23 protein-coding genes are annotated in these 24,607 nt (G+C 72.3%); 10 read left to right on the top strand and 13 right to left on the bottom strand.

Annotation, left to right across the window (positions count from 1 at the left end):
• Window positions 1-60: 60 nt before the first annotated feature.
• From IE207_RS24680 to IE207_RS24650, 7 genes are all read left to right on the top strand, one after another.
• On the top strand, window positions 61-1,479 hold the full coding sequence (locus tag IE207_RS24680; protein WP_190186491.1) for a phytoene desaturase family protein: 1,419 nt from the start codon (window positions 61-63) through the stop codon (window positions 1,477-1,479).
• Window positions 1,479-1,991 carry an O-acetyl-ADP-ribose deacetylase gene (locus IE207_RS24675; protein WP_190186490.1) on the top strand — a complete coding sequence of 171 codons (513 nt, stop codon included), beginning with the start codon at window positions 1,479-1,481 and terminating at the stop codon, window positions 1,989-1,991. Before IE207_RS24680 ends, IE207_RS24675 begins: the two co-directional genes overlap by 1 nt.
• Window positions 1,992-2,330: 339 nt before the next feature.
• Window positions 2,331-2,819 carry a hypothetical protein gene (locus IE207_RS24670; protein ID WP_190186489.1) on the top strand — a complete coding sequence of 163 codons (489 nt, stop codon included), beginning with the start codon at window positions 2,331-2,333 and terminating at the stop codon, window positions 2,817-2,819.
• Window positions 2,816-4,030, top strand: coding sequence for an MAB_1171c family putative transporter (locus IE207_RS24665; RefSeq protein WP_190186488.1), 1,215 nt, complete (start codon window positions 2,816-2,818; stop codon window positions 4,028-4,030). Before IE207_RS24670 ends, IE207_RS24665 begins: the two co-directional genes overlap by 4 nt.
• A complete protein-coding gene (locus tag IE207_RS24660) occupies window positions 4,027-4,995 on the top strand; it encodes an NsdA family TPR-like regulatory protein (RefSeq protein ID WP_229873945.1) in 969 nt (322 codons plus the stop codon). Before IE207_RS24665 ends, IE207_RS24660 begins: the two co-directional genes overlap by 4 nt.
• A 72-nt stretch (window positions 4,996-5,067) precedes the next feature.
• A complete protein-coding gene (locus IE207_RS24655) occupies window positions 5,068-5,550 on the top strand; it encodes a DUF3574 domain-containing protein (RefSeq protein WP_190186487.1) in 483 nt (160 codons plus the stop codon).
• Between the two features lie 136 nt (window positions 5,551-5,686).
• Complete coding sequence (locus IE207_RS24650) at window positions 5,687-7,729, top strand: SpoIIE family protein phosphatase (RefSeq protein ID WP_373304763.1); 2,043 nt, start codon at window positions 5,687-5,689, stop codon at window positions 7,727-7,729.
• A gap of 37 nt (window positions 7,730-7,766) precedes the next feature.
• Here the strand turns inward: IE207_RS24650 and IE207_RS24645 are convergent, their stop codons facing one another.
• Window positions 7,767-10,559 carry a SpoIIE family protein phosphatase gene (locus IE207_RS24645; protein WP_190186485.1) on the bottom strand — a complete coding sequence of 931 codons (2,793 nt, stop codon included), beginning with the start codon at window positions 10,557-10,559 and terminating at the stop codon, window positions 7,767-7,769.
• Window positions 10,556-11,542 carry a GlxA family transcriptional regulator gene (locus IE207_RS24640; protein WP_190186484.1) on the bottom strand — a complete coding sequence of 329 codons (987 nt, stop codon included), beginning with the start codon at window positions 11,540-11,542 and terminating at the stop codon, window positions 10,556-10,558. The genes IE207_RS24645 and IE207_RS24640 overlap by 4 nt, the downstream gene beginning before the upstream one ends.
• Before the next feature lie 110 nt (window positions 11,543-11,652).
• On the opposite strand from IE207_RS24640, the gene IE207_RS24635 reads away from it, so the two are divergent.
• A complete protein-coding gene (locus tag IE207_RS24635; RefSeq protein ID WP_190186483.1) occupies window positions 11,653-12,258 on the top strand; it encodes a cysteine hydrolase family protein in 606 nt (201 codons plus the stop codon).
• Between the two features lie 92 nt (window positions 12,259-12,350).
• Here IE207_RS24635 and IE207_RS24630 read toward each other — a convergent pair whose 3' ends face one another.
• Window positions 12,351-12,875, bottom strand: coding sequence for a GNAT family N-acetyltransferase (locus IE207_RS24630; RefSeq protein ID WP_190186482.1), 525 nt, complete (start codon window positions 12,873-12,875; stop codon window positions 12,351-12,353).
• Window positions 12,876-12,984: 109 nt separating this feature from the next.
• The gene (locus tag IE207_RS24625) at window positions 12,985-14,133 is read right to left on the bottom strand and encodes a glycerate kinase (protein ID WP_190186481.1); all 1,149 of its coding nucleotides are present in this window, start codon (window positions 14,131-14,133) and stop codon (window positions 12,985-12,987) included.
• Window positions 14,134-14,389: 256 nt separating this feature from the next.
• On the opposite strand from IE207_RS24625, the gene IE207_RS24620 reads away from it, so the two are divergent.
• On the top strand, window positions 14,390-14,890 hold the full coding sequence (locus tag IE207_RS24620) for an NUDIX domain-containing protein (RefSeq protein ID WP_190186480.1): 501 nt from the start codon (window positions 14,390-14,392) through the stop codon (window positions 14,888-14,890).
• A gap of 45 nt (window positions 14,891-14,935) precedes the next feature.
• Window positions 14,936-15,364 (top strand): hypothetical protein, encoded by a 429-nt coding sequence (locus IE207_RS24615; RefSeq protein WP_190186479.1) that lies wholly within the window; start codon window positions 14,936-14,938, stop codon window positions 15,362-15,364.
• Window positions 15,365-15,396: 32 nt separating this feature from the next.
• Here IE207_RS24615 and IE207_RS24610 read toward each other — a convergent pair whose 3' ends face one another.
• The 9 genes from IE207_RS24610 to IE207_RS24570 form a co-directional block, all read right to left on the bottom strand.
• On the bottom strand, window positions 15,397-15,912 hold the full coding sequence (locus tag IE207_RS24610; protein ID WP_190186478.1) for a methylated-DNA--[protein]-cysteine S-methyltransferase: 516 nt from the start codon (window positions 15,910-15,912) through the stop codon (window positions 15,397-15,399).
• Window positions 15,913-15,927: 15 nt separating this feature from the next.
• Window positions 15,928-17,409, bottom strand: coding sequence for an AlkA N-terminal domain-containing protein (locus IE207_RS24605; RefSeq protein WP_190186477.1), 1,482 nt, complete (start codon window positions 17,407-17,409; stop codon window positions 15,928-15,930).
• Window positions 17,410-17,690: 281 nt separating this feature from the next.
• On the bottom strand, window positions 17,691-18,509 hold the full coding sequence (pssA, locus tag IE207_RS24600) for a CDP-diacylglycerol--serine O-phosphatidyltransferase (protein WP_190186623.1): 819 nt from the start codon (window positions 18,507-18,509) through the stop codon (window positions 17,691-17,693).
• A gap of 25 nt (window positions 18,510-18,534) precedes the next feature.
• Entirely contained in the window at window positions 18,535-19,191 is a 657-nt protein-coding gene (locus IE207_RS24595) for a phosphatidylserine decarboxylase (protein WP_136212902.1), read from the bottom strand.
• Window positions 19,192-19,376: 185 nt separating this feature from the next.
• Window positions 19,377-20,582: an acyl-CoA dehydrogenase family protein gene (locus IE207_RS24590; protein ID WP_136212901.1), complete on the bottom strand. Its 1,206-nt coding sequence runs from the start codon at window positions 20,580-20,582 to the stop codon at window positions 19,377-19,379.
• Window positions 20,583-20,587: 5 nt separating this feature from the next.
• Window positions 20,588-21,100: a MaoC family dehydratase gene (locus tag IE207_RS24585; protein ID WP_190186476.1), complete on the bottom strand. Its 513-nt coding sequence runs from the start codon at window positions 21,098-21,100 to the stop codon at window positions 20,588-20,590.
• A 16-nt stretch (window positions 21,101-21,116) separates the two neighbouring features.
• Entirely contained in the window at window positions 21,117-22,091 is a 975-nt protein-coding gene (locus IE207_RS24580) for an HpcH/HpaI aldolase/citrate lyase family protein (protein ID WP_190186475.1), read from the bottom strand.
• Window positions 22,088-24,139, bottom strand: a complete 2,052-nt coding sequence (locus IE207_RS24575) for an ethylmalonyl-CoA mutase (RefSeq protein WP_190186474.1) — start codon at window positions 24,137-24,139, stop codon at window positions 22,088-22,090. The genes IE207_RS24580 and IE207_RS24575 overlap by 4 nt, the downstream gene beginning before the upstream one ends.
• Window positions 24,140-24,184: 45 nt before the next feature.
• Window positions 24,185-24,607: zinc-binding dehydrogenase (locus IE207_RS24570; protein WP_190186473.1), on the bottom strand; the 423-nt coding region annotated here is incomplete at its 5' end.

Below are 24,607 nucleotides of genomic sequence, written 5' to 3'. Positions count from 1 at the left end.
GCCGCCTGGACGCACCGCCGCCTCACACGCGGTGCCACCGCCGGACGAAGGAGTCGTAAGGTGCCCTCGATTCTCGATGCGGTCGTCGTGGGGGCGGGGCCCAACGGGCTGACCGCCGCCGTCGAACTGGCCCGGCGCGGGCTGTCCGTGGCCGTCTTCGAAGCGGCCGCCGGCGTCGGAGGCGGGGCCCGTACCGAGGAACTCACCCTCCCCGGCTTCCGGCACGACCCCTGTTCCGCGGTGCACCCGCTCGGCATCGGCTCGCCGGTGTTCGCGACGATGCCGCTGGGACGGTACGGGCTGGAGTGGCTGCACGCCCCGCTGCCCATGGCGCACCCGTTCGACGACGGCACGGCCGCGGTGCTGGCCCGCTCGGTCGCCCAGACGGCGGCGTCCTTCGGGCCGCGCGACGCGGGCGCCTACCGCCGCCTGGTGGAACCGTTCCTCGGCAGATGGGACACCCTGTCCAGGGACTTCATGTCCCTGCCCTCGACCGCGCTGCCCAGGGACCCGGTCACCCTGGCCCGCTTCGGGCTCCGCGGGCTGCCGCCCGCCACCTGGCTGATGCGCCGCTTCAGAGACGACCGGGCCCGTGCGCTGTTCGCCGGTCTCGTGGCGCACGTGATCGCACCGCTGAACGGGATCGGGACCGGCGCCGTCGGCCTTGTCTTCGCGCTGGCCGCGCACGCCGGCGGCTGGCCGATGCCGCGCGGCGGCTCGCAGTCCATCTCCGACGCCCTCGCCGCCTACCTGCGCGACCTCGGGGGCACGGTGCACACCGACTTCGAGGTCAAGCGCCTCGACGACCTGCCCCCGGCCCGCGCGTACGTCTTCGACACCTCGCCGACCGCGCTGGCGCGGATCGCCCGGCTGGGCCGGGCGTACGACGGCTACCGCTACGGAGCCTCCGTCTTCAAGATCGACTACGCGCTGGACGGCCCGGTCCCCTGGACCGCCGAGGAGGCGCGCCGGGCCGGCACCGTGCAGATCGGCCCGCGCACCCGCGACGTGGACGCCGCCCTGCAACTGGCCTCCGGCGGCCGTGCCCCCCGCAACCCGTTCCTGATCACCGCCCAGCCGAGCCTCGTCGACCCCGGCCGGGCGCCCGAGGGCAAGCACGTCTTCTGGGCGTACGGGCACGTACCGGCGGGCTGGGAAGGCGACCTCACCGAAGCCATGGAACGCCGGCTGGAGCGCTTCGCACCCGGCTTCCGCGACCTCGTACTGGCCCGCGCCACCGCCGGGCCGCCGCAGCTCGCCGCGCGCAACCCCAACTACGTCGGCGGGGACATCGCCTGCGGCGCCGCCTCCGGGCTCCAGCTGCTGCTCCGCCCGAAGATCACCCTGTCCCCGTACACCACCGCCCACCCGGCGGTGTTCCTGTGCTCCTCGGCGACCCCGCCCGGACCGGGAGTCCACGGCATGTCCGGCCACAACGCCGCCAAGGCCGTCTGGCGCCACCTCCGGCAGGGCTCCTGATGGGCCCCCGCATCACCCTCGTCCAGGGCGACATCACCGCGGAGCACGCGGACGCCGTGGTCAACGCCGCCAACTCCTCGCTGCTGGGCGGCGGGGGAGTGGACGGCGCCATCCACCGGCGCGGCGGACCGGAGATCCTCGCCGCCTGCGAGCAGCTGCGCCGCACCCACTACGGCAAGGGCCTGGCCACCGGCCGGGCCGTCGCCACCACGGCGGGCCGGCTTCCGGCCACGCACGTCATCCACACCGTCGGGCCCGTGTACTCGCGCCACGAGGACCGATCGGAGCTGCTCGCCTCCTGCTACCGCGAATCCCTGCGCGTCGCGGACGAGCTCGGAGCCCGTACGGTCGCGTTCCCGGCCATCTCCACGGGGATCTACGGCTGGCCGATGGACGACGGAGCCCGGATCGCGGTGGAGACGGTGCGCACCACGCCGACCGCGGTGGAGGAGGTCCGCTTCGTCCTCTTCGACGCCGCCGCCCACGCCGTCTTCGCCGCCGCCCTGGGCTGACGGGAGCGCCCGCGTGCGGCAGCGCGCAGGGGTCGCGCATAAGGCTCCGTACTGAATTTCCGCAAGGCATATCCCGGACGCAGTATTCACCCCCGCTCGCTTTCGGCGGAAACCGGCGGGGCGTGGCCGGATAGAACCCACAACGGACAGAAGGGAGTTGGCGTGTGACATCATGACCGCGTCGTCTGCCCCGGAGATCATCGGGCACGGGCAGGGGAGGGCAGCCGACGAGTTCCGCCGGAGGACTGAGGGATGAAGATACCGGGCTCAGCGTCGCCGGCATCGGAGGACAGACGGCGTAGGCGCCGGCTCAAAAAGGTCCGCCGTACCTGCGAGGCGATGCTGGTGGAGTGGGGGATGGAGCACGGCTGCGGAATCGACGAACTCCACCGCTATCTCAGCGAGAGCCGCCGCCGCACCATTCATCTGATTCCGACCTCCTTCCCCGAGCGCCATTTGCTGGGCCTGTGGCTGAAATTGGACGACTTCGATGTCGTCGCGTTCGAGAAGTCCGCTTCGCCCGCACACAAAGAACACATCATCACCCACGAACTCGCCCACATCGCCTTCGAGCACCGCGGGTCCGTACCACTGGACCAAACCTCCTCCGGCCCGCTCCTGTCGAATGTCGACCCCGCCGGCGTACGGGGGCTGCTCATGCGCTCCCGCTACAGCGACGACGAGGAGCAGGAGGCCGAGACCATGGCCTCGCTCATCCTGGCCCGGGCCACCAAGCGCTGGGTCGAACCCGCGTGGGCCGTACCCGAGGAGGCCGCCGACGTCGTCGCCCGCATCGAGCAGGGCCTCGGCAAGGCGGAACCGCAGTGACGGCGCTCTACACGGCCCTCGCCTGGATCTGCACCTTCGTCGGTCTCGCCGCCTTCGCGTACCGGCTCCCGGACCTGGTGCGCCGCAAGCACGACATCGCGCTGTGGGCCCTGTGCGTGTACTTCCTGTGCTCCGGGATCAGCTTCCTCGTCGACCTCGACCAACTGCGGCTGCACATCTCGGGGTTCTTCGGCGTCCCCAACATCACCTCGCTGATCACCCAGGTGGCGGTGGTCGTGCTCACCGCCGCGCAGCAAGTGGTCCTCGTCCACTGGTCCTCGCCGCCCGCGCAGGCCCGGCGGATGGCCCGCAGGCGCCTGCTGTTCTTCGGCGCCGCGCTCTGCGTGCTCGTGACCTCCTCCTTCGTCGTGGGCCCGGTGGCGCACTCCGACACGGCGACGTCGACGATCCTGCTGAGCATCCACCACGGCGGGTACGCCCTCTACATGACCTTCTACCTGCTCATATGCGCCGTGGGACAGGCAGAGACGGTCCGGCTGTCGCTGCGCTTCACCAAGGTGGCCAACCGCCAGTGGCTCGCGGCCGGCATGCGGACCGTCACCGTCGGCGCCACGCTCATCCTCGTCTACTGCGTCACCCGGGGCATCCAGATCGCCGGCACCCGGCTGCACTTCGACGGTGCGGGGCTCGACCCGGTCCAGTGGGCCTGCGGCAGCATCGGCGCACTGCTCCAGGTCACCGGATGGACCATCCCCGCCTGGGGCATCCACCTCACCCGCGCCCGGGCCTGGGGCCGCAGCTACCGTGCCTACCTCCGGCTGCGCCCCCTGTGGTGGGCCCTGCACCAGGCGTCCCCCGACATCGCGCTGGACCCGCCCCGCTCCTGGGCGCGCGACCTGCTGCCGCCCAGGGACCTGCACTACAGCCTGTACCGGCGGGTGATCGAGATCCGCGACGGGCAGCTGATCCTGCGCACCTCGCTCTCACTCGCGGACTTCTCCCGCGTCGCCCGCTCGCTGGGCCTCCCGGAGGACCCGACCTCGCCCCTCGGCGAAGCCCTCCAGGTCCGCGCCGCCCTGAGCCGGGCCGCCGAGGACGGGGCCGAGGAGGCGGAGTCCTCCGAGATCCCCGCACGGCCGCCCTACGAGGACTTCCGTGACGAGGTGGAGTGGCTGACCGAGGTCGCCTCCTCCTTCACCGCGCTCGGCCGCAGCGGCCGGCCGCCCGAGGCGTGGACGGCGACCTCGTGAGCGCCCCGGCCGCGCCGACCGCGGGCGGCGGCCGCGCCGCGGATGACGCCCGCGCCCAGGATGACGCCCGCATCGCCGACGCCGCGCGCACCATAGAGCGGCTCGTGCACCTCGACGCCACGCACGGCGCCCGCGCCGCGGTCCCCGCCGCCCGTGAGGCCGTACGCCGCCACCCGGAACTCTCCGCCGGACCCGACCGCCTGCGCGGCCACAGCGGCGACCGGATCGCGGTGCTGGCCGAGCTGTCCGAGGTGATCGGCTGGATCCTCTTCGACGCGGGCCTCCACCGGCACGCGCACCGGGCCAACGCCCGCGCGCTGGCCCTCGCCGGACTCTGCGGCGACCGCTGGACCGCCCGGCTGGTCCGGCTGAACCACAGCATGCTCCAGACCCACACCGGGCACGCCCGCGCCGCCCTGGAGACCGTCTCGCGCGTCGCCGGAGCTCGCCCGTTGCCCGCCCGCGTCAGCAGTCTCGTCCTGATCCGCCAGGCACACGCGACCGCCCTGCTCGGCGCCCACCGCGAGCCCCTGGAGCTGATCTCCCGGGCCCAGAGCCGCTTCCTGGACGGTGTGTCCCGCCATGACCCGCACTGGGCGTGGTGGATCGACCAGGCCGAGCTGACCGGCCACCAGGGCTGGGTACTGGCCCGGCTGCGCCAGTGGGACCGGGCCCTGCCCCTCCTGCACCGGGCGGCCACGGCCCCCGGCCCCTCCTACCGCCACCTGTTCGCCGCGGAACTCCTCGGGGCCCTGGCCCGCGCCGGGGCCTGGCGCGAGGCGGAGGACCTGATCACCGACCTCGCCCCCCGCGCCGCCCGCATCGGCTCCGCCCGGACGGCCGGGTCGCTCGGGGGGACGGTCCGCCTCCTGCGCCGGGCACCCCGCGTCCCCGCAGGGCTGCGGGACGCGGCGGTCTTCCTGCAGGAGCACCTGCCGGGTCCCGAACCCGCGCGCACCCCGTAGCCCGCCCGGGCCGGACCCGGGACTCCCCCGAGACACCACCCCCCCAAGACCACTGCCACAGATAGGGACCCCATGCGCCCCATACGTATATCGCTGCCCGCGGCCGCCGCCGTACTCACGGCGGCCGTGCTGTTCTTCGCCTCCGCGAGCCCGGCGTCCAACGCCACCTTCCAGCCACCCGCCGCCGCCTCGGCGGTCCACCAGGACGGAGCCGCGGAACGGGGCAGACCGTACGTCTCCACCAGCCTGTACTTCGGCACCGGCCGGCACGACGGCAAGCCGCCCATCACCGACGAGCAGTTCAACAAGTTCATCGCCGACGTCGTCACCCCCCGCTTCCCGGCCGGCCTGACCCTCCAGGAAGGGCGCGGCCAATGGAGGGACAAGGACGGTGACATCAACCGCGAGAAGTCGTACGAGCTGACCGTGCTCTACCCCGTGACGGAGGCGCGCGCCCGGGACACGGACATCGAGTACATCCGCAACCTCTACTGCGCGATGTGGGAGCTGGAGTCCGTGGGCCGCGCCGACGCCCGCGTCCAGGTCGACTTCTGACCCGCCCCGGCGGGCGGCCCGCCCGGGCCGTCCGCCGCACGGCGACCGCAGCGCCCGGCGCCGGGCACTCGGCTAGGGTGAATCGGTAGGAAACAGGCCCACCCGGGGTGAGGTCGGTGCGTTGGAAAGATACCGGTTGACGAGCGAGGTCCCCGATCAGCCGCCGGGCGTCGTCGGGTACGCGGGCGTACTGCGGGAGCTGCTGCCGATCGCCCTGTGGCGCGAAGACGCCGACGGCCGGGTCGTGCAGTGGTCGCTGGCCGCCCAGGACCTGCTCGGCCACCGCCCCGAGGAGATCATCGGCCGGCCCGGTAACGCCGTCCTCGTCCCCGACGCCAACCGCGAGCTCGCCGCCGACCTGACCCGCCGCGTCCAGGCGGGCGAGACCGTCGTCGGGACGCTGCCGGTACGCCACCGCGACGGGCACCGCGTCACGATGGAGATGTGGATCGTGCCCGCCATCGACCCGCAGGGCCGTCCGGGCGCCATGCTCGTCGCCGTGGAGACCTCCGAGGTCCTCCACATGCGGGACTCCCTCGCCGCCCTCCAGAGCCTGTTCACCCAGTCGCCGATCGGGCTCGCCACCCTCGGCCCCGACCTGCGCTTCCTGCGGGTCAATGACGCGCTGGCCCGGATGAACGGTGTCCCGGCCGCCGCCCACCTGGGCAAACGGCTCACCGAGGTGGTGCCTGGCGTCAACGCCGTCGCGCTGGAGGCGATGATGCGACAGGTGCTGGAGCGAGGCACCCCCGTCGTCGACGTCCGCCGCACCGGCCGCACCCCCGCCGACCCCGACCACGACCGGACCTGGTCATGCTCGTACGCCCCGCTGCTCGACCCGGGCGGCCGCCCCCTCGGCGTGATCGCCTCCCTCATCGACATCACCGACGGCCAGCGGGCGCAGCTGGAGGCCGAGCGGGCCCGTACCCGCTTCGCCCTGCTCGCCGAGGCCGGCACCCGCATCGGGACGACGCTGGACCTCGACCAGACCGCCCGGGAGATCGTGGACCTGCTCGTTCCGCAGCTCGCCGACTCCGCCGACGTGCAGCTGCTGGAAGCCGTCCTCGGCCCCGACGACGCCGCCTTCTCCAACCGGGGCGTGCTGCGCCGGCTCGCCGTCACCTTTCCCGACCCGTCCGCGCCGACCGCCGCCCTCGCCCCCGGCCAGACCTTCAAGATCCCCGCCGGGACCGTCTACGAACGGGTCATCGCCGAAGGCCGGCCCATGAACCTGTACGCGAACGACGTCCCCGCACTCATCACCGACCCGCGCGCCGACCCCCTGCGCAGGTACCTGGCCGGCCTCGGGTCGGCGCGGCTGGTCCCGCTGGTGGCGCGCGGCACGGTCCTCGGCGCGGTCACCGTGACCCGGCTGGGCGAGCGCGAGCCCTTCGACGCGCAGGACTGCGTCCTGGTCGACGAGCTGGTGGCGCGCGCGGCGCTCAACATCGACAACGCCCGCATGTACACCGCCCAGCGGCGGGCGGCGCTCACCCTCCAGCGCAGCCTCACCAACAGCGCCGTACCCCGGGTCGACGGCCTGGAACTGACCGGCCGATACCTGCCCGCCAGCGCGCACGACGTCGGCGGCGACTGGTTCGACGTCATCCAGCTGCCCCGGGGCCGGACCGGACTGGTCATCGGGGACGTGATGGGCCACGGCATCCACGCGGCGGCCGTCATGGGCCAGCTCCGTACGGCCGTACGGACGCTCGCCCGCCACGACGTACCGCCCGAGTGGATGCTGCGGTCGCTGGACGCCACGGTGGCCGATCTCGGTGAGAACGAGATGGCGACCTGCGTCTACGCCGTCCACGACCCGGCGGCCGGCGGCTGCCTGATCGCCCGGGCCGGGCACCCGCCGCCCGCGGTGGTCGGCGCCACCGGGAAGGTGACCTTCCTCGACGGCCCGCCCGGGACACCGCTCGGAGCGGGCGGCACGGACTTCCGTACCGAGGAGGTGCCGCTGCCGCCCGGCAGCCTCCTGGCGCTCTACACGGACGGGCTGATCGAAGCCCGCCACCGGGACCTCGACCAGGGGCTGGACCAGCTGGCGCAGGCCCTCGGGCAGCCGGCGCGGCCGCTGGAGCAGCTGTGCGACGAGATCCTGGAGCGGCTCCTGCCGACGGCTCCGCAGGACGACGTGGCGGTGCTCCTGGCCCGCACGGAGGCCCCCTGAGCCCCTCCCGCGAGGCTCGGCCGCCGTCAGGCCCCTGTCACCAGGCCAGCCCCTCCAGTTCGTCCAGGTCCAGGGTGAGCGCCGCCAGCGGCTCCGCGCCGCCGTCCGTCAGCGGCAGCTCCGCCCAGATGACCTTCCCCCGCTCGGTGTACCGGGTGCCCCAGCGTTCCGCGTACTGCGCGACGAGGAACAGGCCGCGACCGCCCTCGTCGGTGGAGGCCGCGTACCGCAGGTGCGGGGAGGTGCTGCTGCCGTCGGACACCTCGCAGATCAGGGTGCGGTCGCGCAGCAGCCGCACCCTGATGGGCTCGGACCCGTACCGGATGGCGTTGGTGACCAGCTCGCTGAGGATCAGTTCCGCGGTGAAGGCGACGTCCTCCAGACCCCACGCCTGGAGCTGCGCCGAACCGGCATTGCGCACCCGGGAGACGGCCACCGGGTCATCCGGCACCTCCCACTCCGCGATGTGGTCCGCGTCCAGCCGCCGGGTGTCGGCGATCAGCAGCGCGATGTCGTCGCTGGGCGAGGGGAACAGCAGCGCCGACAGCACGTCCGAACAGGCCTGCTCGGGACTGCGTCCGGTCGTCGACAGCGCCCCCTTGAGCAGGTCCAGGCCGGTGTCGATGTCGCGGTCGCGGTCCTCCAGCAGCCCGTCGGTGAAGAGCGCGAGCCGACTGCCCTCCGGCAGCCGCAACTCGGCCGTCTCGAAGGGCATGCCGCCCACGCCCAGCGGCAGCCCCGTCGGCAGCTCGGGGAACTCCACCCGGCCGTCGGGGTGGACCAGCGCCGGGCCGGGGTGACCCGCGCTCGCCACCGAGCAGCGTCCGGAGACCGGGTCGTAGACCGCGTACAGGCACGTCGCGCCGGTGACGCCGGCCGGGTCGTCGCCGCCGTCCCCGGTGTCCTCGGCGGAGCCGGTCTCGTCGCGGTCGATCCGGTCGATCAGCTCGTCCAGGTGGCCCAGCAGCTCGTCCGGCGGCAGGTCCAGGGTCGAGAAGTTGTGCACGGCGGTGCGCAGCCGGCCCATCGTCGCCGCGGCGTGCACCCCGTGCCCGACGACGTCGCCGACGACCAGGGCCACCCGGGCGCCCGTCAGCGGGATCACGTCGAACCAGTCGCCGCCCACCCCCGCCTGCGCGGGCAGGTACCGGAACGCGACGTCCACCGCGCTCAGCTCGGGCAGCACCCGGGGCAGCAGGCTGCGCTGGAGCGTCACGGCGGTGGCGTGCTCCCGGGTGAAGCGGCGGGCGTTGTCGATCGAGACGGCGGCGCGCGCCCCCAGCTCCTCGGCGAAGGACAGGTCCTCCTCGTCGAAGGGGTCCGGGGTGTCGGCCCGCCAGAAGTTGGCCATGCCCAGCACCACGCCACGGGCCTGGAGCGGTACCGAGATCAGCGAGTGCAGCCCGTACTCCAGGGCCAGCCGGGTGCCCTCGGGGTCCTGCGCCCGCCAGCCGAAAGCGGTGTTCAGGTCCGCCGCCAGCACCGCCCGTCCGGCGGCCAGCGCCGAGGCCATCGGCGCGGTCGCCACCACGAACCGGATGATCTCCCCGACCGGCTGCAACGGCTGGTCGGTGCGCACCCCGCTCATGGCCGCCCGGCGCATCTCGGTGTACACCCCGGACAGCGCGGACGGTTCCTCGCCGCGCAGCACCGGTTCCAGCAGCTCCACGGTGACGAAGTCCGCGAAGCGCGGAACGGCGACCTCCGACAGCTCCTCGGCGGTGCGCACCACGTCCAGGGTGGTGCCGATCCGTACCCCCGCGTCGTACAGCAACTGGAGCCGTCCGCGGGCCACCTCGGCGCGGCCGGAGAGCGCGGCCAGCTCGGTGGAATCGCGCAGCGTCATGACGCTGCCCGAGGGCATGCCCCGGTACGGCTTGGTGGGACGCACGTTGACGGCGAGCAGGCGGTCCCCCGACAGGTGGACCTCGTCCGTCACGATCCGCCCGGAGACGAGCAGGTCCGCCGTGCGGGGGTCCAGACCGAGGTCGGTGACGTGCCGCTGTTCGGCGTCGGGCGGCAGGTTCAGCAGCCGGCGCGCCTCGTCGTTGGCGAGCACCAGCCGTTGGTCCGCGCCGATGATGAGGACCCCCTCGCGCACCGCGTGCAGGACTGCCTCGTGGTGCTCGTTCATCCGGGACATCTCCGCTTCGCCCAGACCCCGGGTCTGGCGCCGCAGCCTGCGGCTGACCAGGGCCGCCCCGCCGGTGCCCAGCAGCAGGGCGCCGACCGCCGAGCCGAGCAGCAGGGGGAGTTGGTTGCCGACCGCCTCGCCGACGTTCGCGACCTCGATGCCGGTGGAGACGAGCCCGACGACGGCCCCCGAGGCGTCGCGTACGGGGACCACCGCGCGCACCGCGTCGCTGGGGGCGCCCTTGAACGTCTCGGTGAAGGGCGCCCCGTGGACGGCGCGCGAGAGGTCACCGGTGGCGCGCTTGCCGATGAGGTCGGGCCGGGCGTCGGTGTAGCGGATGCCTTTCGTGTCCAACACGGCGATGAAGTCGACGCCGGAGGCCCGGCGCGCCGCATCGGCCAGGGGCTGGAGCACGGCCGTGGGGTTCGGCGAGCGCAGGGCGGCCGGCAGACCGGGCGCATGGGCGAAGGCCTCGGCGGCAGCGAGGGAACGATTGCGGGCGTCACGGCTGCTGTCGTACCGGGCCTGGAACACCAGCGCCAGCGTCGCGGCGGTGATCAGCACCAGCACGATGACGGCCTGGAGGAGGAACACCTGGCCGGCGACGCTCCCGGGGACGTGGGCGAAGCGCGCGAGCAGGCCCGGGGGCCGGCCCGCCGGCGGCGATTCCCTGGGTCGACCCGAACGTCCGGTCATGAGCCATTTCTAACACTGTCGCGGTGATTTGGAATGGCGGCGGCCGCCGCGCGGTACGCGCGCGGGCTCTGGCCGACGTACGCGGTGAAGTGCTGGCGGAAGGTGACTTCGCTGGCGAACCCCGTCCGGCGGGCCACTTCCGGGACCGGATGGTCGGTGCGCTCCAGGAGCCGGCGGGCCGCGTCGAGGCGGTGGCCGAGCAGCCACTTGTGCGGGGTGGTGCCCGTGGCGGCGGCGAAGTGCCGGGCGAAGGAGCGCGGCGACATCCCCGCCCAGCGGGCCAGGGTGGCCACGTCCAGCGGTTCGTGCAGCCGTCGCAGCGCCCGCTCCCGTACGGCTGCCAGCGCCTCGGCGGTCCGGTCGGCGGCCGGGGTGGGCCGGTCGAGGTACTGGGCGTGGTCCCCGGTGCGGAACGGGCCCGTCACCATGGAGCGGGCGATCGCCGCGGCGGCCTCCGAGCCGTGTGCCTCGCGCACCAGGTGCAGGCACAGGTCGATGCCGGAGGCCACCCCGGCGGAGGTCCACACCCCCGCGTCCTCCACGTACAGAGGGGCCTCCTCGACCAGGATCCCGGGGTAGCGGGCGGCCAGCCGCGGGGCCAGCCACCAGTGCGTCACCGCCCGCCGGCCCTCCAGCAGCCCCGCCTCGGCCAGGACGAACGCCCCGGCGCACAGGGCGGCGACCGGCACGCCGCGTGCGTGGGCCTCGCGCAGGGCGGCCAGCACGGCCGGGGGGCTCGGATCGTCCGGCTCCGCGAGCGCCGGGACGACGACCAGATCGGCCTCGGTGAGCCAGTCGAGGCCCCGGTCGGGCGTGAGGGTGAGCCCGCCGGGCAGTGCCACCGGTCCGGGCGTCGGCGCGCAGCGGCGCAGTTCGAAGGGCGGGACCCCGGAGCGGCTGCGGTCGGGACCCCAGACCTCGGTGATCACGGCCAGGTCGAAGGCCCGGATGCCGGACTGGACGACGATCGCGACGCGCTGCATGCCGCAATCCTCGCAGAGTCGCGCCCATGACTGCCAAGCTGGCAGGATCCCATCGGTCCGGGGCGTCGGCGGCCCTGTCGTACCGCGGTGGGCCGGGAAACGATGGGGTCATGACGACGAACGAGATCGAGATCGCCCCGAACAGTGCCCTGCTGGTCATCGACGTCCAGAAGGGCTTCGACGACGCGACCTTCTGGGGGCCGCGCAACAACCCCGCCTTCGAGGCCAACGCGGCCGCCCTGATGGACGCTTGGCAGGAGTCCGGGCGCCCGCTGGTGCTCGTCCAGCACGCCTCGCGCAACCCCGGCTCCGTCCTGGCCGCCGACGAGCCCGGCTACGCCTTCCAGGACTTCGTCGAGGAGCGCCGGGACGCGGCCGCGCTGCACATCACCAAGACGGTGAACTCCTCCTTCTACGGCACCCCCGACCTGGCCGAGTGGCTCACCGCCCAGGGCATCGGCCAGCTCGTCGTCGCCGGGATCCAGACCAACATGTGCGTCGAGACCACCGCCCGGATGGCCGGGAACCTCGGCTACGACGTCCTCGTCCCCCTGGACGCCACGCACACCTTCGACCTCGCGGGACCCGGCGGCACCCGCCTGAGCGCCGACGAACTGGCCGGCGCCACCGCCGTCAACCTCCACGGCGGAGGCTTCGCCCGCGTCGTCACCACCGCTCTCGTGCTCGCGGCGGCCAGGACCCGGCTCCCGGCGTAGCCGGGGTTCCCCGGGGGTGCCGGTCCGCCCGTGAGCCCCCTCACGGTGGGGCCCCGGGTCATCGCGGGGTGCGGGGCACGGCGGGGTCCGGGTCACCGCGCGGGCCAGCTCACCGCGTAGTACCGCAGCCGCCCGTCCTCGCGCACGCACCGCATCCCCGCGGCGGCCATGACCCGCTGGGAGGCGCTGTTGGCCAGGTCCGTGTCACCGTCCACCCCGCGCGCCCCGTGTCGCCGGGCATGCTCCAGCAGCCCGCGCAGGGCTTCCGCGGCGTATCCGTGCCCCCGCGCGGCCGGGATCAGTCCGTAGCCGACGGTGACCCGCCCGCGGGCGTCGGCGGGGCCGTGGAAACCGGCCCCGCCGACGGTCTGCCCGTCGGCGCGGAGCTGGATCTCGTAGGCCCCGAACGGAGCGGGGTCACCCTGCTCCGCCACGACCCGCAGGAACCGTTCCGCACCCGCCCGGTCCCCGTCGTCCGGATACCCGGGCCCCCAGCGCTCCGCCGGACCGGGCCTGCCGGTGATGATCCGGGCCGCCCCGGCCGGATCGAGCGGGCACAGCAGCAGACGGGGGGTCCGGATCGTGTCCGTGCTCGGTTCGGTGCTCGGGTCCTCCATGTGCCCTCCTTACCACTGCCGACCCCCCGGCCGCGCCCGGATTTCCCCCGCCGGGACAGGGCAGAGGGCCGGCCCACCGGGACCGGCCCTCTGCGCGTGTCCTGACTCCTCAGAGCACCTCGGCCGCGATGTTGGCCGCCACCTGCTCCAGCAGCGGACCGGCGTTCGCGATGCACTTCGCCGGGTCGGGCTCGATCTCCGTCAGCGGGTACGCCCGCCGGATCCCGGCAGCCCGCAGCGCCTCCTGCTCCAGCAGCAGCCGGCCGCACACCGCCACGACCTCCTTGCCCGCCGCCCTCGCCGCCGCCGCGACACCGGCCGGGGCCTTGCCGTGCAGGGTCTGCTCGTCCAGCGACCCCTCGCCGGTGATGACCAGCGTGGCCCGCTCCAGCGCCGGCGCGAAGCCCAGCACCTCCAGCATCAGCTCGATCCCGGGACGGAACGTGGCCCCGAGCAGCAGCGCCCCGTAGCCGATGCCGCCCGCGCCGCCGGCGCCCGGCAGCAGCGCGCACTCGGCGGCCTTCGCGCCGATCGCCTTCTCCAGGACCACCGCGAAGTGCGCCAGCGCCGCGTCCAGCGTCGCCACGTCCTCGGGGGAGGCGCCCTTCTGCGGTCCGTACACCGCCGGAGCGCCCTTCGGGCCCGTCAGCGGGTTGTCCACGTCGCTCGCCAGGACGAAGTCCACGTCCGCGAAGCGCGGGTCGATGCCGGACAGGTCCGCCGAGGCCAGGGAGGCCAGGGCGCCGCCGCCCGGACCGACCGGTTCACCGTTCGCGTCCAGGAACACGGCGCCGAGGGCGGCGAGCATGCCCGCGCCGCCGTCCGTGGTCGCACTGCCGCCCACGCCGAAGACGATCGAGCGCGCGCCCGCGTCCAGCGCGGCCTTGAGCAGCTCGCCCGAGCCGTACGTGGTCGCGGTCAGCGGCGCGAAGACGCCCTGGGGCAGCAGCTGGAGCCCGGAAGCCTCCGCCATCTCGACCACGGCGGTCGCCCCGCGCAGCGCGAAAGCGGCCGTGACCTGGTCGCCGAGGGGTCCGGTGACCCGTACCTCACGGCGTTCGAAACCGGCCGCTACGGCGGCCGCGACCGTACCGTCGCCACCGTCCGCGACGGGGAGGGTCTCGATCTCCACGCCCGGTACGGCCCTGCGAAGGCCGGCCGTCACCCGCTCCGCGACCTGTACGGCCGTGAGCGAGCCCTTGAATTTGTCCGCGGCGATGAGCACGCGCGCGGTCTCAGTTACTGCTCCGTCCGTCACCTTGCTAATCCCTTGCTATCGAACAGTGCAGTCGCGCCGCCATGAGCCTATCCGGAGGATCCTCCTATGCCCATGGGTGGCCTGGGACACACCGGGCGCCCTATGCCCCCAAACGGGTACATAGGGCTTGATCCGGGCCGGTCGCCCGAGGTGGCACGCCTCGCGCAGTCCACAGGGCGAGACGGCGCGTACGGCGCGTCCCGCCATGCCGGAGGCATGATCCACGCGGCCCGGGGCGTCTGGGTAGGGTGGCGGCGTGACCACCACGGATGACTACGCCACCTACATAGCGAGCCTGCCCCGGGTGCTGGCGGGCGCAGCCGCCCTCTTCCGGGACGCCGAGGGCCGGGTGCTCCTCGTCGAGCCCAACTACCGCGACGGGTGGGCCCTGCCGGGCGGCACCATCGAGTCCGACCGGAACGAGTCGCCGCGGACCGCCGCCCGGCGCGAGAGCGCCGAGGAGATCGGCATCGACCAGCCGCTCGGCCGGCTGCTCGCCGTGGACTGGAGCGTCGACGCGGGCCGTCCCCCGCTGGTCGCGTACCTCTACGACGGCGGTGTGCTCGACGCCGGACAGCTCGCCTCCATCAGGCTCCAGGAAGAGGAGCTCCTCTCCTGGAAGCTGGTCGCGCCCGCCGAGGTGACCACGTACCTCCTCGGTTCGCTCGGCCGCCGGGTCCAAGAGGCCTACCGGGTCCTGGAGTCGGGCGGGAGCACCGTCGAGCTGGAGAACGGCCGCCGCCCGGCGGACGCGTAACGCCGGTTATCCGAGGCCTACTTCGACCAGGACAGAATGCAGCGCATGATCACGATGTACGCCTGGCCGAGCACGGCCGACGGACCGGACGCCCTCCCCATGGTCCACTTCACCACCGACGAGCAGACCAGTGGCGAGGTCACCCCCGACGGGACGCCGGTCTGGATGTTCGACGGCGCGATACGCGACGGCGGCTGGGCCGAGTTCGCCGACTTCGAGGCCTGGTCGACCCCGGCGACCGACTGGCAGGCCTTCTACCGGCGTGAGGACGACCTCCTCGCCGTCACCGGCCCCGGCAGCTGCGAGGGCTGGTACCAGGGCAAACTCGGCGCCGACAAGGAATGGGTGGCGGCGGCGGCCGACCAGCGGAGCGTGGTCCTGCTCGCCGCCCCCGTCCAGCACCCCTCGCTGTACGGCTACGCCGTCGAGGCGGGCGCCGGGTTCGCGCTGCTGGTGCCGCTCGCGGTCATCTAGTGCTGTGACCGGGAAGGTTCCCGGCCACAGCACTAGACGCCGTCCGTGAGGGCCCGCTCGCCGGCCTCGAAGGCCAGCAGCCGGACCTTGCGCTCGACACCGCCGCCGTAGCCGGTCATCGAACCCGAGGCGCCGATCACCCGGTGGCACGGGACGATGATGCCGACCGGGTTCTTGCCGTTGGCCAGGCCCACGGCCCGGGACGCCCCCGGCTTGCCGAGCCTCGCGGCGAGTTCACCGTAGGACCACGTCCGTCCGTAGGGGATGCGCACGAGCTGTTCCCACACGCTGCGCTGGAACGCGGTGCCCTCCAGCCGCACGGGAACGGTGAATTCGGTGAGCTCCCCGGCGAAGTACGCCGTCAACTGGCGCACGACGTCGGGGAAGGGCTCTTCGGCGGGCGAGACCCGCTCGCCGAAGGACTCCTCCAGCGGACGGTGCCGCTGGCCGGTCATGTAGAGGCCGCTGAGAACGCCGTCCGTGGCGACGAGGGTGAGCGGGCCGTAGGGGCTGTCGACGACGGCGTGCTGCTTGCTGCTGCTGTTCATGGCGGGTCGTACTCCTCAGACGGGCAGGTGGTTGATGAGGTGGCCGTCGGTGGCCCACAGGTACTGGACGGCGTACGCGCGCCAGGGCCGCCAGCCGGCCGCCCGCGCCGTGAGCGCGGCCGGCGTGGACGGCAGCCCGAGCCCCGCGGCCGCCCGGCGGACCCCGAGGTCGGAGGGGAGGAAGGCATCCGGGTCGCCGAGGGCCCGCATCGCGATGACCTCGGTGGTCCACGGGCCGAAGCCGGGCAGCGCGGCCAGCTGCGCGCGGGCCGCCTCCCAGTCGCTGTCGACGCCCAGCGGGAGGGAGCCGTCCGCGAGCGCCGACACCAAGGTGGTGAGGGTCGCGCGGCGGCTGCGGGGCAGGGCGAGCGCCTGCGGATCCAGCGCGGCCAGGGCCTGCGCGGACGGGAACAGGTGCGTCAGCCCGCCCTCGGGGTCGGGGTCCGCGACCGGCTCGCCGTGCGCGCTGACCAGCCGGGCCGCATGCGTACGGGCCGCAGCGGTCGACACCTGCTGGCCGAGCACGGCCCGTACGGCGAACTCCGCCGCGTCGACGGTACGGGGAACCCGGCGCCCCGGGGCCTTGTCGACGAGCGGGGCCAGCACCGGGTCCGAGCGGAGCTGCTCGTCGACGGCCTCGGGATCGGCGTCGAGGTCCAGCAGCCGGCGACAGCGGCTGATGGCGATGGTGAGGTCCCGCAGGTCGGTCAGGGCGAGCTGGCAGGCGATGTGGTCGGGCCGCGGGGCGAGTGCGACCACGCCGGTGCCGTAGGGGAGCCGCAGCGTCCGGCGGTACGCGCCGTCGCGCCACTCCTCGACCCCGGGGACGGCGGTCGCGGCGAGGTGGCCGAAGAGGTTGTCCGGGTTGAGGGGTGCCCGGAAGGGGAGCCGCAGACTGATCGAGCCGGGGATCCGGGGCTGATCGCGGTGGGCCCGGGCGGAGCGGGTGCGCAGCTCGCTCGGGGAGAGGGCGAACACCTCGCGGACGGTGTCGTTGAAGGCGCGGATGGAGGCGAACCCGGCGGCGAAGGCGACGTCGCCCATGGGGAGGGCGGAGGTCTCGATGAGCAGCCGGGCGGTCTGCGCGCGCTGCGCCCGGGCGAGGGCGAGCGGGCCGGCGCCGAGCTCGGCATTGAGCTGCCGCTCGACCTGCCGCGTGGAGTACCCGAGCCGGGTGGCCAGCCCCGGTACGCCTTCGCGGTCGACCACGCCGTCCTGGATGAGCCGCATGGCCCGGGCGACGGCGTCGGCGCGGGCGTTCCACTCGGGGGAGCCGGGACTGGTGTCGGGCCGGCATCGTTTGCAGGCCCGGAACCCGGCCTGCTGGCAGGCGGCGGCGCTGGGCAGGAAGGTCATGTTCTCGACCTTGGGCGGCACGGCGGGACAGCTGGGCCGGCAGTAGATCCGCGTGGTCAGGACGGCGGTGAAGAACCACCCGTCGAAGCGGGCGTCCTTCGACTGCACGGCCCTGACGCAGCGGTCGGTGTCGGTGTACATGCCTCCAGCATCCCGTCCGCCCTGTGCCGTGGCTGGCAGTTTTCCGACATCAAGCGTACGGGCCCCACCGGGCGCGCGGCGCCGGGCCGGCGGCTGCCGCCCACGACGCCGCCGGGCCGGAGGGCGGGCCCCCGGGCGTAGCCCCGCCGGTGGCTGAGCCACGGGGGGCGCGGGCTCAGCCCGGCCCCTCGGCGCCCGCAGCTTCGCGGCGTGCGGGACGCGGAAGGGCCCCCGGGGCCTTGACGGCGCCCGGGGGCCCTTCACCGAAACTGCGGCCGGCGTCAGCGCGTGGCGGCCCGCGCCTCGCGCCGGTTGTGCCGGAATGTGTTCGCGCGACGGGTCGTCGCGAACAGCGGGATCGTCGCCGCCAAGGCGATCTGCAACGCGCACCCCGTCTGGAGCAGCAGCTGACCGCCCGGGGCGTCGAACGCCCAGGCCGCCAGCAGCCCCATCGCCCCGACGATCCAACTGAGCATCGCCACCGCGAGGACACCCCGCGGCTTGGGGTACTCGACGCGGCTCACCATCAGCCACGCCACCCCGATGATCGCCAGCAGCGTCGGGATGAAGGGGAGCCCCAGCAGCACGACGGACACGACCGTCAGCGCTCCGAAGGGGCTCGGCATGCCCTGGAACATGCCGTCCTTCATGGTCACGCAGCTGAATCTCGCCAGGCGCAGGACGACGGCGAGGAGGACCACGATCGCCGCCAGCGCCGACATCTTCTGGTGCGCGTCATCCGCGACCATGCCGTACACCAGCACGAAGTACGCCGGCGCCAGCCCGAAGCTGATCAGGTCCGACAGGTTGTCCAGCTCCGCGCCCATCGGCGAGCTGCGCAGCTTGCGGGCCACGATGCCGTCGAAGAGGTCGAAGACCGCCGCGAGCAGCATCAGTATCACCGCGGTCGCCGCGCTGTGCCGGGCCATGCCCGACTCGCCGCTGCCGGTGAGGTGCGGGATGAGGATCCCGGTGGTGGTGAAGTACACCGCCATGAATCCGCAGGTCGCGTTGCCGAGGGTGAGGGTGTCCGCTATCGACAGCCGCAGGGAGAGCGGCATGTCTTCCGCGTCCGCGTCCTCGTCCTTGGCTTCGGGCACCCAGCCCGTGGCGGGAGTCTCGGGGTCAGTCACGGTCAATTCGGGTCACCCCCGCGGTGGTGGCCTGACCGACCTCGACCGCGACCTCGACGCCCTCGGGGAGGTAGATGTCGACGCGCGAGCCGAAGCGGATCAGACCGATGCGTTCGCCCTGCTCCACCTTGGTGCCGGCCGGCAGGTAGGGGACGATGCGACGCGCGACGGCACCGGCGATCTGCACCATCTCGATGTCGCCGAGCTCGGTGTCGAAGTGCCAGACGACGCGCTCGTTGTTCTCGCTCTCCTTGTTGAACGCCGGGACGAACCCGCCGGGGATGTGCTCCACGGACGTCACCGTGCCGGCCAGCGGCGCACGGTTGACGTGGACGTTCAGGGGGCTCATGAAGATCGCGACGCGAGTGCGCCCGTCCTTCCACGGCATGATGCTCTGCACCACGCCGTCGGCGGGCGAGATGACGCGGCCCTGGGCGATTTCGCGCTCGGGGTCGCGGAAGAACCACAGCATGCCCGCCGCGAGAGCGGTGGCGGGCACGGCCGCCGCGGCCCAGCGTCCGGACTTGCGGGCCCGGGTGAGGCTGAGCGCCGCGGTGGCGACGGTCGGCAGGAGCCACGGCGATGCTCCGCGCGCGAGGCGTCCACCGAGGAGGCCGACGCGAGGTGCAGAGGTTTGGCTGTGGGGCATGGATGACCTTCGTAGCGGGTGATGCCGCGCCGCAAACGGGGGGACGGGACGGCGGCTTTACTGGAATGCTATCGGTTGCACGCAACAACTGGGCAAGCCAGAAGCCGAGTCGATGACCGTCGGCCAGTGACTGGCAGTGATCCTCGTGCGGAAAATCTTCTGGCGATCCGCCGCAAAAGGGACTTTCAGCCCTGGAGTCGGTACTCCTCGAGCAGGCGTCGCCCGATGATCATTTTCTGGATCTCGGCGGTACCTTCACCGATCAGCAGCATGGGGGCTTCCCGGTAGAGGCGCTCGATCTCGTACTCCTTCGAGAATCCGTAGCCGCCATGGATGCGGAAGGCGTCCTCCACCACCTCCTTGCAGTACTCGGAGGCGAGGTATTTCGCCATCCCCGCTTCGAGGTCGTTTCGTTCCCCGGAGTCCTTTTTGCGTGCTGCATTGACCATCATCGCATGGGCGGCTTCGACCTTGGTAGCCATCTCGGCCAGCTTGAACTGGATGGCCTGGTGCTCGGCGATCGCCTTACCGAAAGTGTGACGTTGCTGGGCATAGGAGACACCCAGCTCGAACGCACGCTGAGCGACACCACAGCCACGCGCCGCCACGTTCACGCGGCCGACCTCGACCCCGTCCATCATTTGGTAAAACCCTCGGCCCGTCTGGCCGCCGAGGACGCGATTGGCCGGAATGCGCAGTCCGTCCATGATGAGCTCGGTCGTGTCGACGCCCTTGTAGCCCATCTTGTCGATCTTGCCCGGGATGGTCAGGCCCGGACGGACCTCACCGAAGCCGGGCTCCTTCTCGACCAGGAACGTCGTCATCGACTTGTGGGGGGCGGTGCCCTCAGGGTGTCCTTCGTCACTCCGGACGAGAACGGCCACCAGCGTGGACGTGCCGCCATTCGTGAGCCACATCTTCTGGCCGTTCAGGACGTACTCGTCACCGTCCTTCACCGCCTTGGACGTGATGGCCGACACGTCCGAGCCCAGGCCCGGCTCGGACATCGAGAACGCGCCGCGGACCTCGCCCAGCGCCATGCGCGGCAGGAAGTGGTCCTTCTGTTCCTGCGTACCGTGCTGCTTGAGCATGTACGCCACGATGAAGTGGGTGTTGATGATGCCCGAGACGGACATCCAGCCGCGCGCTATCTCCTCGACGCACAGCGCGTAGGTGAGCAGCGACTCACCCAGACCGCCGTACTCCTCCGGGATCATCAGGCCGAACAGGCCGAGTTCCTTGAGACCGTCGACGATCTGCTGCGGGTACTCGTCGCGGTGCTCCAGCTCGGTCGCGACCGGGATGATCTCCTTGTCGACGAACTCGCGGACCGTCTTGAGGATCTCGCGCTGGACCTCGTTGAGGCCGGCGGTCTGGGCAAGTCGGGTCATGGCTCTTACTTCCCCTGTTCCTTGAGCTGCGGGCGCCCGGGCTGCTCGCCGCCGCGCTCCTTGATGTACGTCTCCGTCGGGACCATCACCTTGCGCCGGAAGACGCAGACGAGGGTGCCGTCCTGGTTGTAGCCCTTGGTCTCCACGTAGACGATCCCGCGGTCGTTCTTCGACTTCGAGGGGGTCTTGTCGAGGACCGTGGTCTCGCCGTAGATGGTGTCGCCGTGGAAGGTCGGCGCCACGTGGCGCAGCGACTCGATCTCCAGGTTGGCGATGGCCTTCCCCGAGACGTCGGGGACCGACATGCCGAGCAGCAGCGAGTAGATGTAGTTGCCGACGACCACGTTCTTGCCGAAGTCGGTGGTGTTCTCGGCGTAATTGCTGTCCATGTGGAGCGGGTGGTGGTTCATGGTCAGCAGGCAGAAGAGGTGGTCGTCGTACTCCGTGACCGTCTTCCCGGGCCAGTGCTTGTAGACGGCCCCGACCTCGAACTCCTCGTACGTGCGTCCGAACTGCATGGTGCTCAGGGCCCTTCTAGTTGGCGGGGATCTCGAACTTGGTGGTGCGCTGCATACCGGCGGCGCGGCCCTTGCCCGCGATGACCAGGGCCATCTTGCGGCTGGCCTCGTCGATCATCTCGTCGCCGAGCATCGCCGAGCCCTTCTTGCCGCCGGCCTCGGAAGTGCACCAGTCGTACGCGTCGAGGATCATCTCGGCGTGGTCGTAGTCCTCCTGGGACGGGGAGAAGACCTCGTTCGCCGCGTCGACCTGGCCGGGGTGCAGCACCCACTTGCCGTCGAAACCGAGGGCCGCGGCGCGCCCGGCGACCTCGCGGTACGCGTCGACGTCGCGGATCTGCAGGAAGGGGCCGTCGATCGCCTGGAGGTCGTGCATGCGGGCCGCCATCAGGATCCGCATCAGGATGTAGTGGTAGGCGTCCGCCGGGTAGCCGGGCGGCTGCATCCCCACGACCAGGGACTTCATGTTGATGGAGGCCATGAAGTCGGCCGGGCCGAAGATGATGGTCTCCAGCCGGGGCGAGGCGCCGGCGATCGCGTCGACGTTCACCAGGCCCTTGGCGTTCTCGATCTGCGCCTCGATGCCGATCTTGCCGACCTCGAAGCCCATGGTCTTCTCGATCTGCGTCAGCAGCAGGTCGAGCGCCACGACCTGCTGGGCGTCCTGCACCTTCGGCAGCATGATGCAGTCGAGGTTCTGGCCGGCGCCCTCGACGACCGTGATGACGTCACGGTACGTCCAGTGGGTGGTCCAGTCGTTGACGCGCACCACACGGGTCTTGCCGGTCCAGTCGCCGTTGTTCAGCGCGTCCACGATCGTGTGGCGCGCGCCCTCCTTGGCGAGGGGGGCGCAGGCGTCCTCCAGGTCGAGGAAGACCTGGTCGGCCGGCAGGCCCTGGGCCTTCTCCAGGAAACGCGGGTTCGAACCCGGCACCGCGAGGCAGGAGCGGCGCGGCCGCAGCCGGTTCACCGGGGAAGCGGGCGTGGTCATGCGGGAACCTCCATGGGGTCGAGCTTGTTCGCTTTGCGGATCTCGTCGACGATACGGCCGATGATCTCCGTGATGCCGAAGTCCTTGGGTGTGAACACGGCGGCCACTCCGGCGGCTTTCAGTGTCACCGCGTCGGCGTTGGGGATGATGCCGCCCACGATGACGGGTATGTCACCCGCCCCCGCCAGGCGCAGGCGTTCCAGTACGTCGGGGACGAGCGCGCAGTGCGAGCCGGACAGGATGGACAGTCCCACGCAGTGCACGTCCTCGGCCAGCGCGGCGGAGGAGATCTCCTCCGGCGTCAGCCGGATGCCCTGGTAGACCACCTCGAAGCCGGCGTCACGGGCCCGCACCGCGATCTGCTCCGCGCCGTTGGAGTGCCCGTCCAGGCCGGGCTTGCCGACCAGCAGGCGCAGCCGCCCGGAGCCCAGCTCCTCGGCCGTACGGGCGACCTTCTCGCGGACGAGGGCCATCGGGGTGCCCTCCTCGGCGGTGACGGCCACCGGGGCCGAGGAGACGCCGGTCGGCGCGCGGAACTCGCCGAACACCTCGCGCAGCGCGTTCGCCCACTCCCCGGTGGTGACACCGGCGCGGGCGCACTCCAAGGTGGCCTCCATCAGGTTCTCGGTCCCGGCAGCGGCCTCCTTGAGCCGGTCCAGGGCCTGCATCACCGTCGGGAAGACGAACGGGTCGCCGCCGCCCTGCCGGTCCGAGGACTCCTGCCGCTCGGCGCGCCAGCGGCCGATGCGCTCGACGATCTGCGCCTCCACGGCCCCGTCCACCGTCATGATGGCGCCGTCCAGGTCGGCGGTGAGCGGGTTCTCCTCCGTCTGCTGGAAGCAGTTGACGCCGACGATCTTGTCCTCGCCGGCCTCGATCCGGGCGCGCCGCTCGGCGTGCGAGGAGACGAGCTGGGACTTGAGGTACCCCGACTCGACGGCGGCCATCGCGCCGCCCATCTCCTGGATCCGGTCGATCTCCTCCAGGCACTCGGCCACCAGGGACTCGACCTTGGCCTCGATGACGTGGGAGCCGGCGAAGATGTCCTCGTACTCCAGCAGGTCGCTCTCGTGCGCGAGGACCTGCTGGATGCGCAGCGACCACTGCTGGTCCCAGGGCCGGGGCAGGCCCAGCGCCTCGTTCCAGGCCGGCAGCTGCACCGCGCGGGCGCGGGCGTCCTTGGAGAGGGTGACCGCCAGCATCTCCAGCACGATGCGCTGGACGTTGTTCTCCGGCTGCGCCTCGGTCAGCCCGAGGGAGTTGACCTGGACGCCGTACCGGAAGCGCCGCTGCTTGGCGTCCTCGATGCCGTAGCGCTCGCGGGTGACCTGGTCCCAGATCCGGCCGAAGGCGCGCATCTTGCACATCTCCTCGATGAAGCGGACGCCCGCGTTCACGAAGAAGGAGATACGGGCGACCACCTCACCGAAACGTTCCTCCGGGACCTGCCCGGAGTCGCGCACCGAGTCCAGGACGGCGATCGCGGTGGACATCGCGTACGAGATCTCCTGGACCGGGGTCGCCCCGGCCTCCTGGAGGTGGTACGAGCAGATGTTGATCGGGTTCCACTTCGGGATGTGGTTGACCGTGTACGCGATCATGTCCGTCGTCAGGCGGAGCGAGGGCCCGGGCGGGAAGACGTGCGTCCCGCGCGAGAGGTACTCCTTGACGATGTCGTTCTGGGTGGTGCCCTGGAGCTTGGAGACGTCCGCCCCTTGCTCCTCGGCGGCCACCTGGTAGAGCGCCAGCAACCACATGGCGGTGGCGTTGATCGTCATCGAGGTGTTCATCTGCTCCAGGGGGATGTCCTGGAACAGCCGCCGCATGTCGCCCAGATGGGAGACCGGGACCCCGACCCGGCCCACCTCGCCGCGGGCGAGGATGTGGTCCGGGTCGTAGCCGGTCTGCGTCGGCAGGTCGAACGCGACCGACAGGCCGGTCTGGCCCTTGGCGAGGTTGCGGCGGTACAGCTCGTTGGACGCCTCGGCCGTGGAGTGGCCGGCGTACGTCCGCATGAGCCACGGTCGGTCTTTCTGGCGCTCTGTCATCTCAGGCTGTCCCTTTGGCCCTTGAACGATCGGACGGGTCGGCGGTCAGATGTTGCGGAAGCGGTTGATGGCGTCCAGGTGCTCGGCCCGCATCTCGTGGTCGCGCACGCCCAGGCCTTCCTCGGGGGCGAGGGCGAGGACGCCGACCTTGCCCTGGTGGAGGTTGCGGTGGACGTCGTAGGCGGCCTGGCCGGTGTCCTCCAGCGAGTAGACCTTCGACAGGGTGGGGTGGATCTTGCCCTTGGCGATGAGGCGGTTGGCTTCCCAGGCCTCGCGGTAGTTGGCGAAGTGGGAGCCGATGATGCGCTTGAGGGACATCCACAGGTAGCGGTTGTCGTACTCGTGCATGTAGCCGGAGGTGGAGGCGCAGGTGGTGATGGTGCCGCCCTTGCGGGTGACGTAGACCGACGCGCCGAAGGTCTCGCGGCCGGGGTGTTCGAAGACGATGTCGATGTCCTCGCCGCCGGT

The sequence above is a fragment of the Streptomyces cirratus genome (genome assembly GCF_014650775.1).
GTDB lineage: Bacteria > Actinomycetota > Actinomycetes > Streptomycetales > Streptomycetaceae > Streptomyces > Streptomyces cirratus.
Note: the sequence above shows the minus strand (reverse complement) of the source record. Positions and strands in the feature narration are given on the sequence as shown.

What these genes read in the sequence shown, in the direction of transcription:
- IE207_RS24615 (WP_190186479.1), top strand. Translation starts at nt 14,936, where the DNA reads ATGATCACGATGTACGCCTGGCCGAGCACGGCCGACGGACCGGACGCC.
- IE207_RS24640 (WP_190186484.1), bottom strand. Translation starts at nt 11,542, where the DNA reads ATGCAGCGCGTCGCGATCGTCGTCCAGTCCGGCATCCGGGCCTTCGAC.
- IE207_RS24645 (WP_190186485.1), bottom strand. Translation starts at nt 10,559, where the DNA reads ATGACCGGACGTTCGGGTCGACCCAGGGAATCGCCGCCGGCGGGCCGG.
- IE207_RS24595 (WP_136212902.1), bottom strand. Translation starts at nt 19,191, where the DNA reads ATGCCCCACAGCCAAACCTCTGCACCTCGCGTCGGCCTCCTCGGTGGA.
- IE207_RS24575 (WP_190186474.1), bottom strand. Translation starts at nt 24,139, where the DNA reads ATGACAGAGCGCCAGAAAGACCGACCGTGGCTCATGCGGACGTACGCC.
- IE207_RS24585 (WP_190186476.1), bottom strand. Translation starts at nt 21,100, where the DNA reads ATGCAGTTCGGACGCACGTACGAGGAGTTCGAGGTCGGGGCCGTCTAC.
- IE207_RS24675 (WP_190186490.1), top strand. Translation starts at nt 1,479, where the DNA reads ATGGGCCCCCGCATCACCCTCGTCCAGGGCGACATCACCGCGGAGCAC.
- IE207_RS24630 (WP_190186482.1), bottom strand. Translation starts at nt 12,875, where the DNA reads ATGGAGGACCCGAGCACCGAACCGAGCACGGACACGATCCGGACCCCC.
- IE207_RS24605 (WP_190186477.1), bottom strand. Translation starts at nt 17,409, where the DNA reads ATGTACACCGACACCGACCGCTGCGTCAGGGCCGTGCAGTCGAAGGAC.
- IE207_RS24590 (WP_136212901.1), bottom strand. Translation starts at nt 20,582, where the DNA reads ATGACCCGACTTGCCCAGACCGCCGGCCTCAACGAGGTCCAGCGCGAG.
- IE207_RS24610 (WP_190186478.1), bottom strand. Translation starts at nt 15,912, where the DNA reads ATGAACAGCAGCAGCAAGCAGCACGCCGTCGTCGACAGCCCCTACGGC.
- IE207_RS24670 (WP_190186489.1), top strand. Translation starts at nt 2,331, where the DNA reads ATGCTGGTGGAGTGGGGGATGGAGCACGGCTGCGGAATCGACGAACTC.
- IE207_RS24655 (WP_190186487.1), top strand. Translation starts at nt 5,068, where the DNA reads ATGCGCCCCATACGTATATCGCTGCCCGCGGCCGCCGCCGTACTCACG.
- IE207_RS24580 (WP_190186475.1), bottom strand. Translation starts at nt 22,091, where the DNA reads ATGACCACGCCCGCTTCCCCGGTGAACCGGCTGCGGCCGCGCCGCTCC.
- IE207_RS24635 (WP_190186483.1), top strand. Translation starts at nt 11,653, where the DNA reads ATGACGACGAACGAGATCGAGATCGCCCCGAACAGTGCCCTGCTGGTC.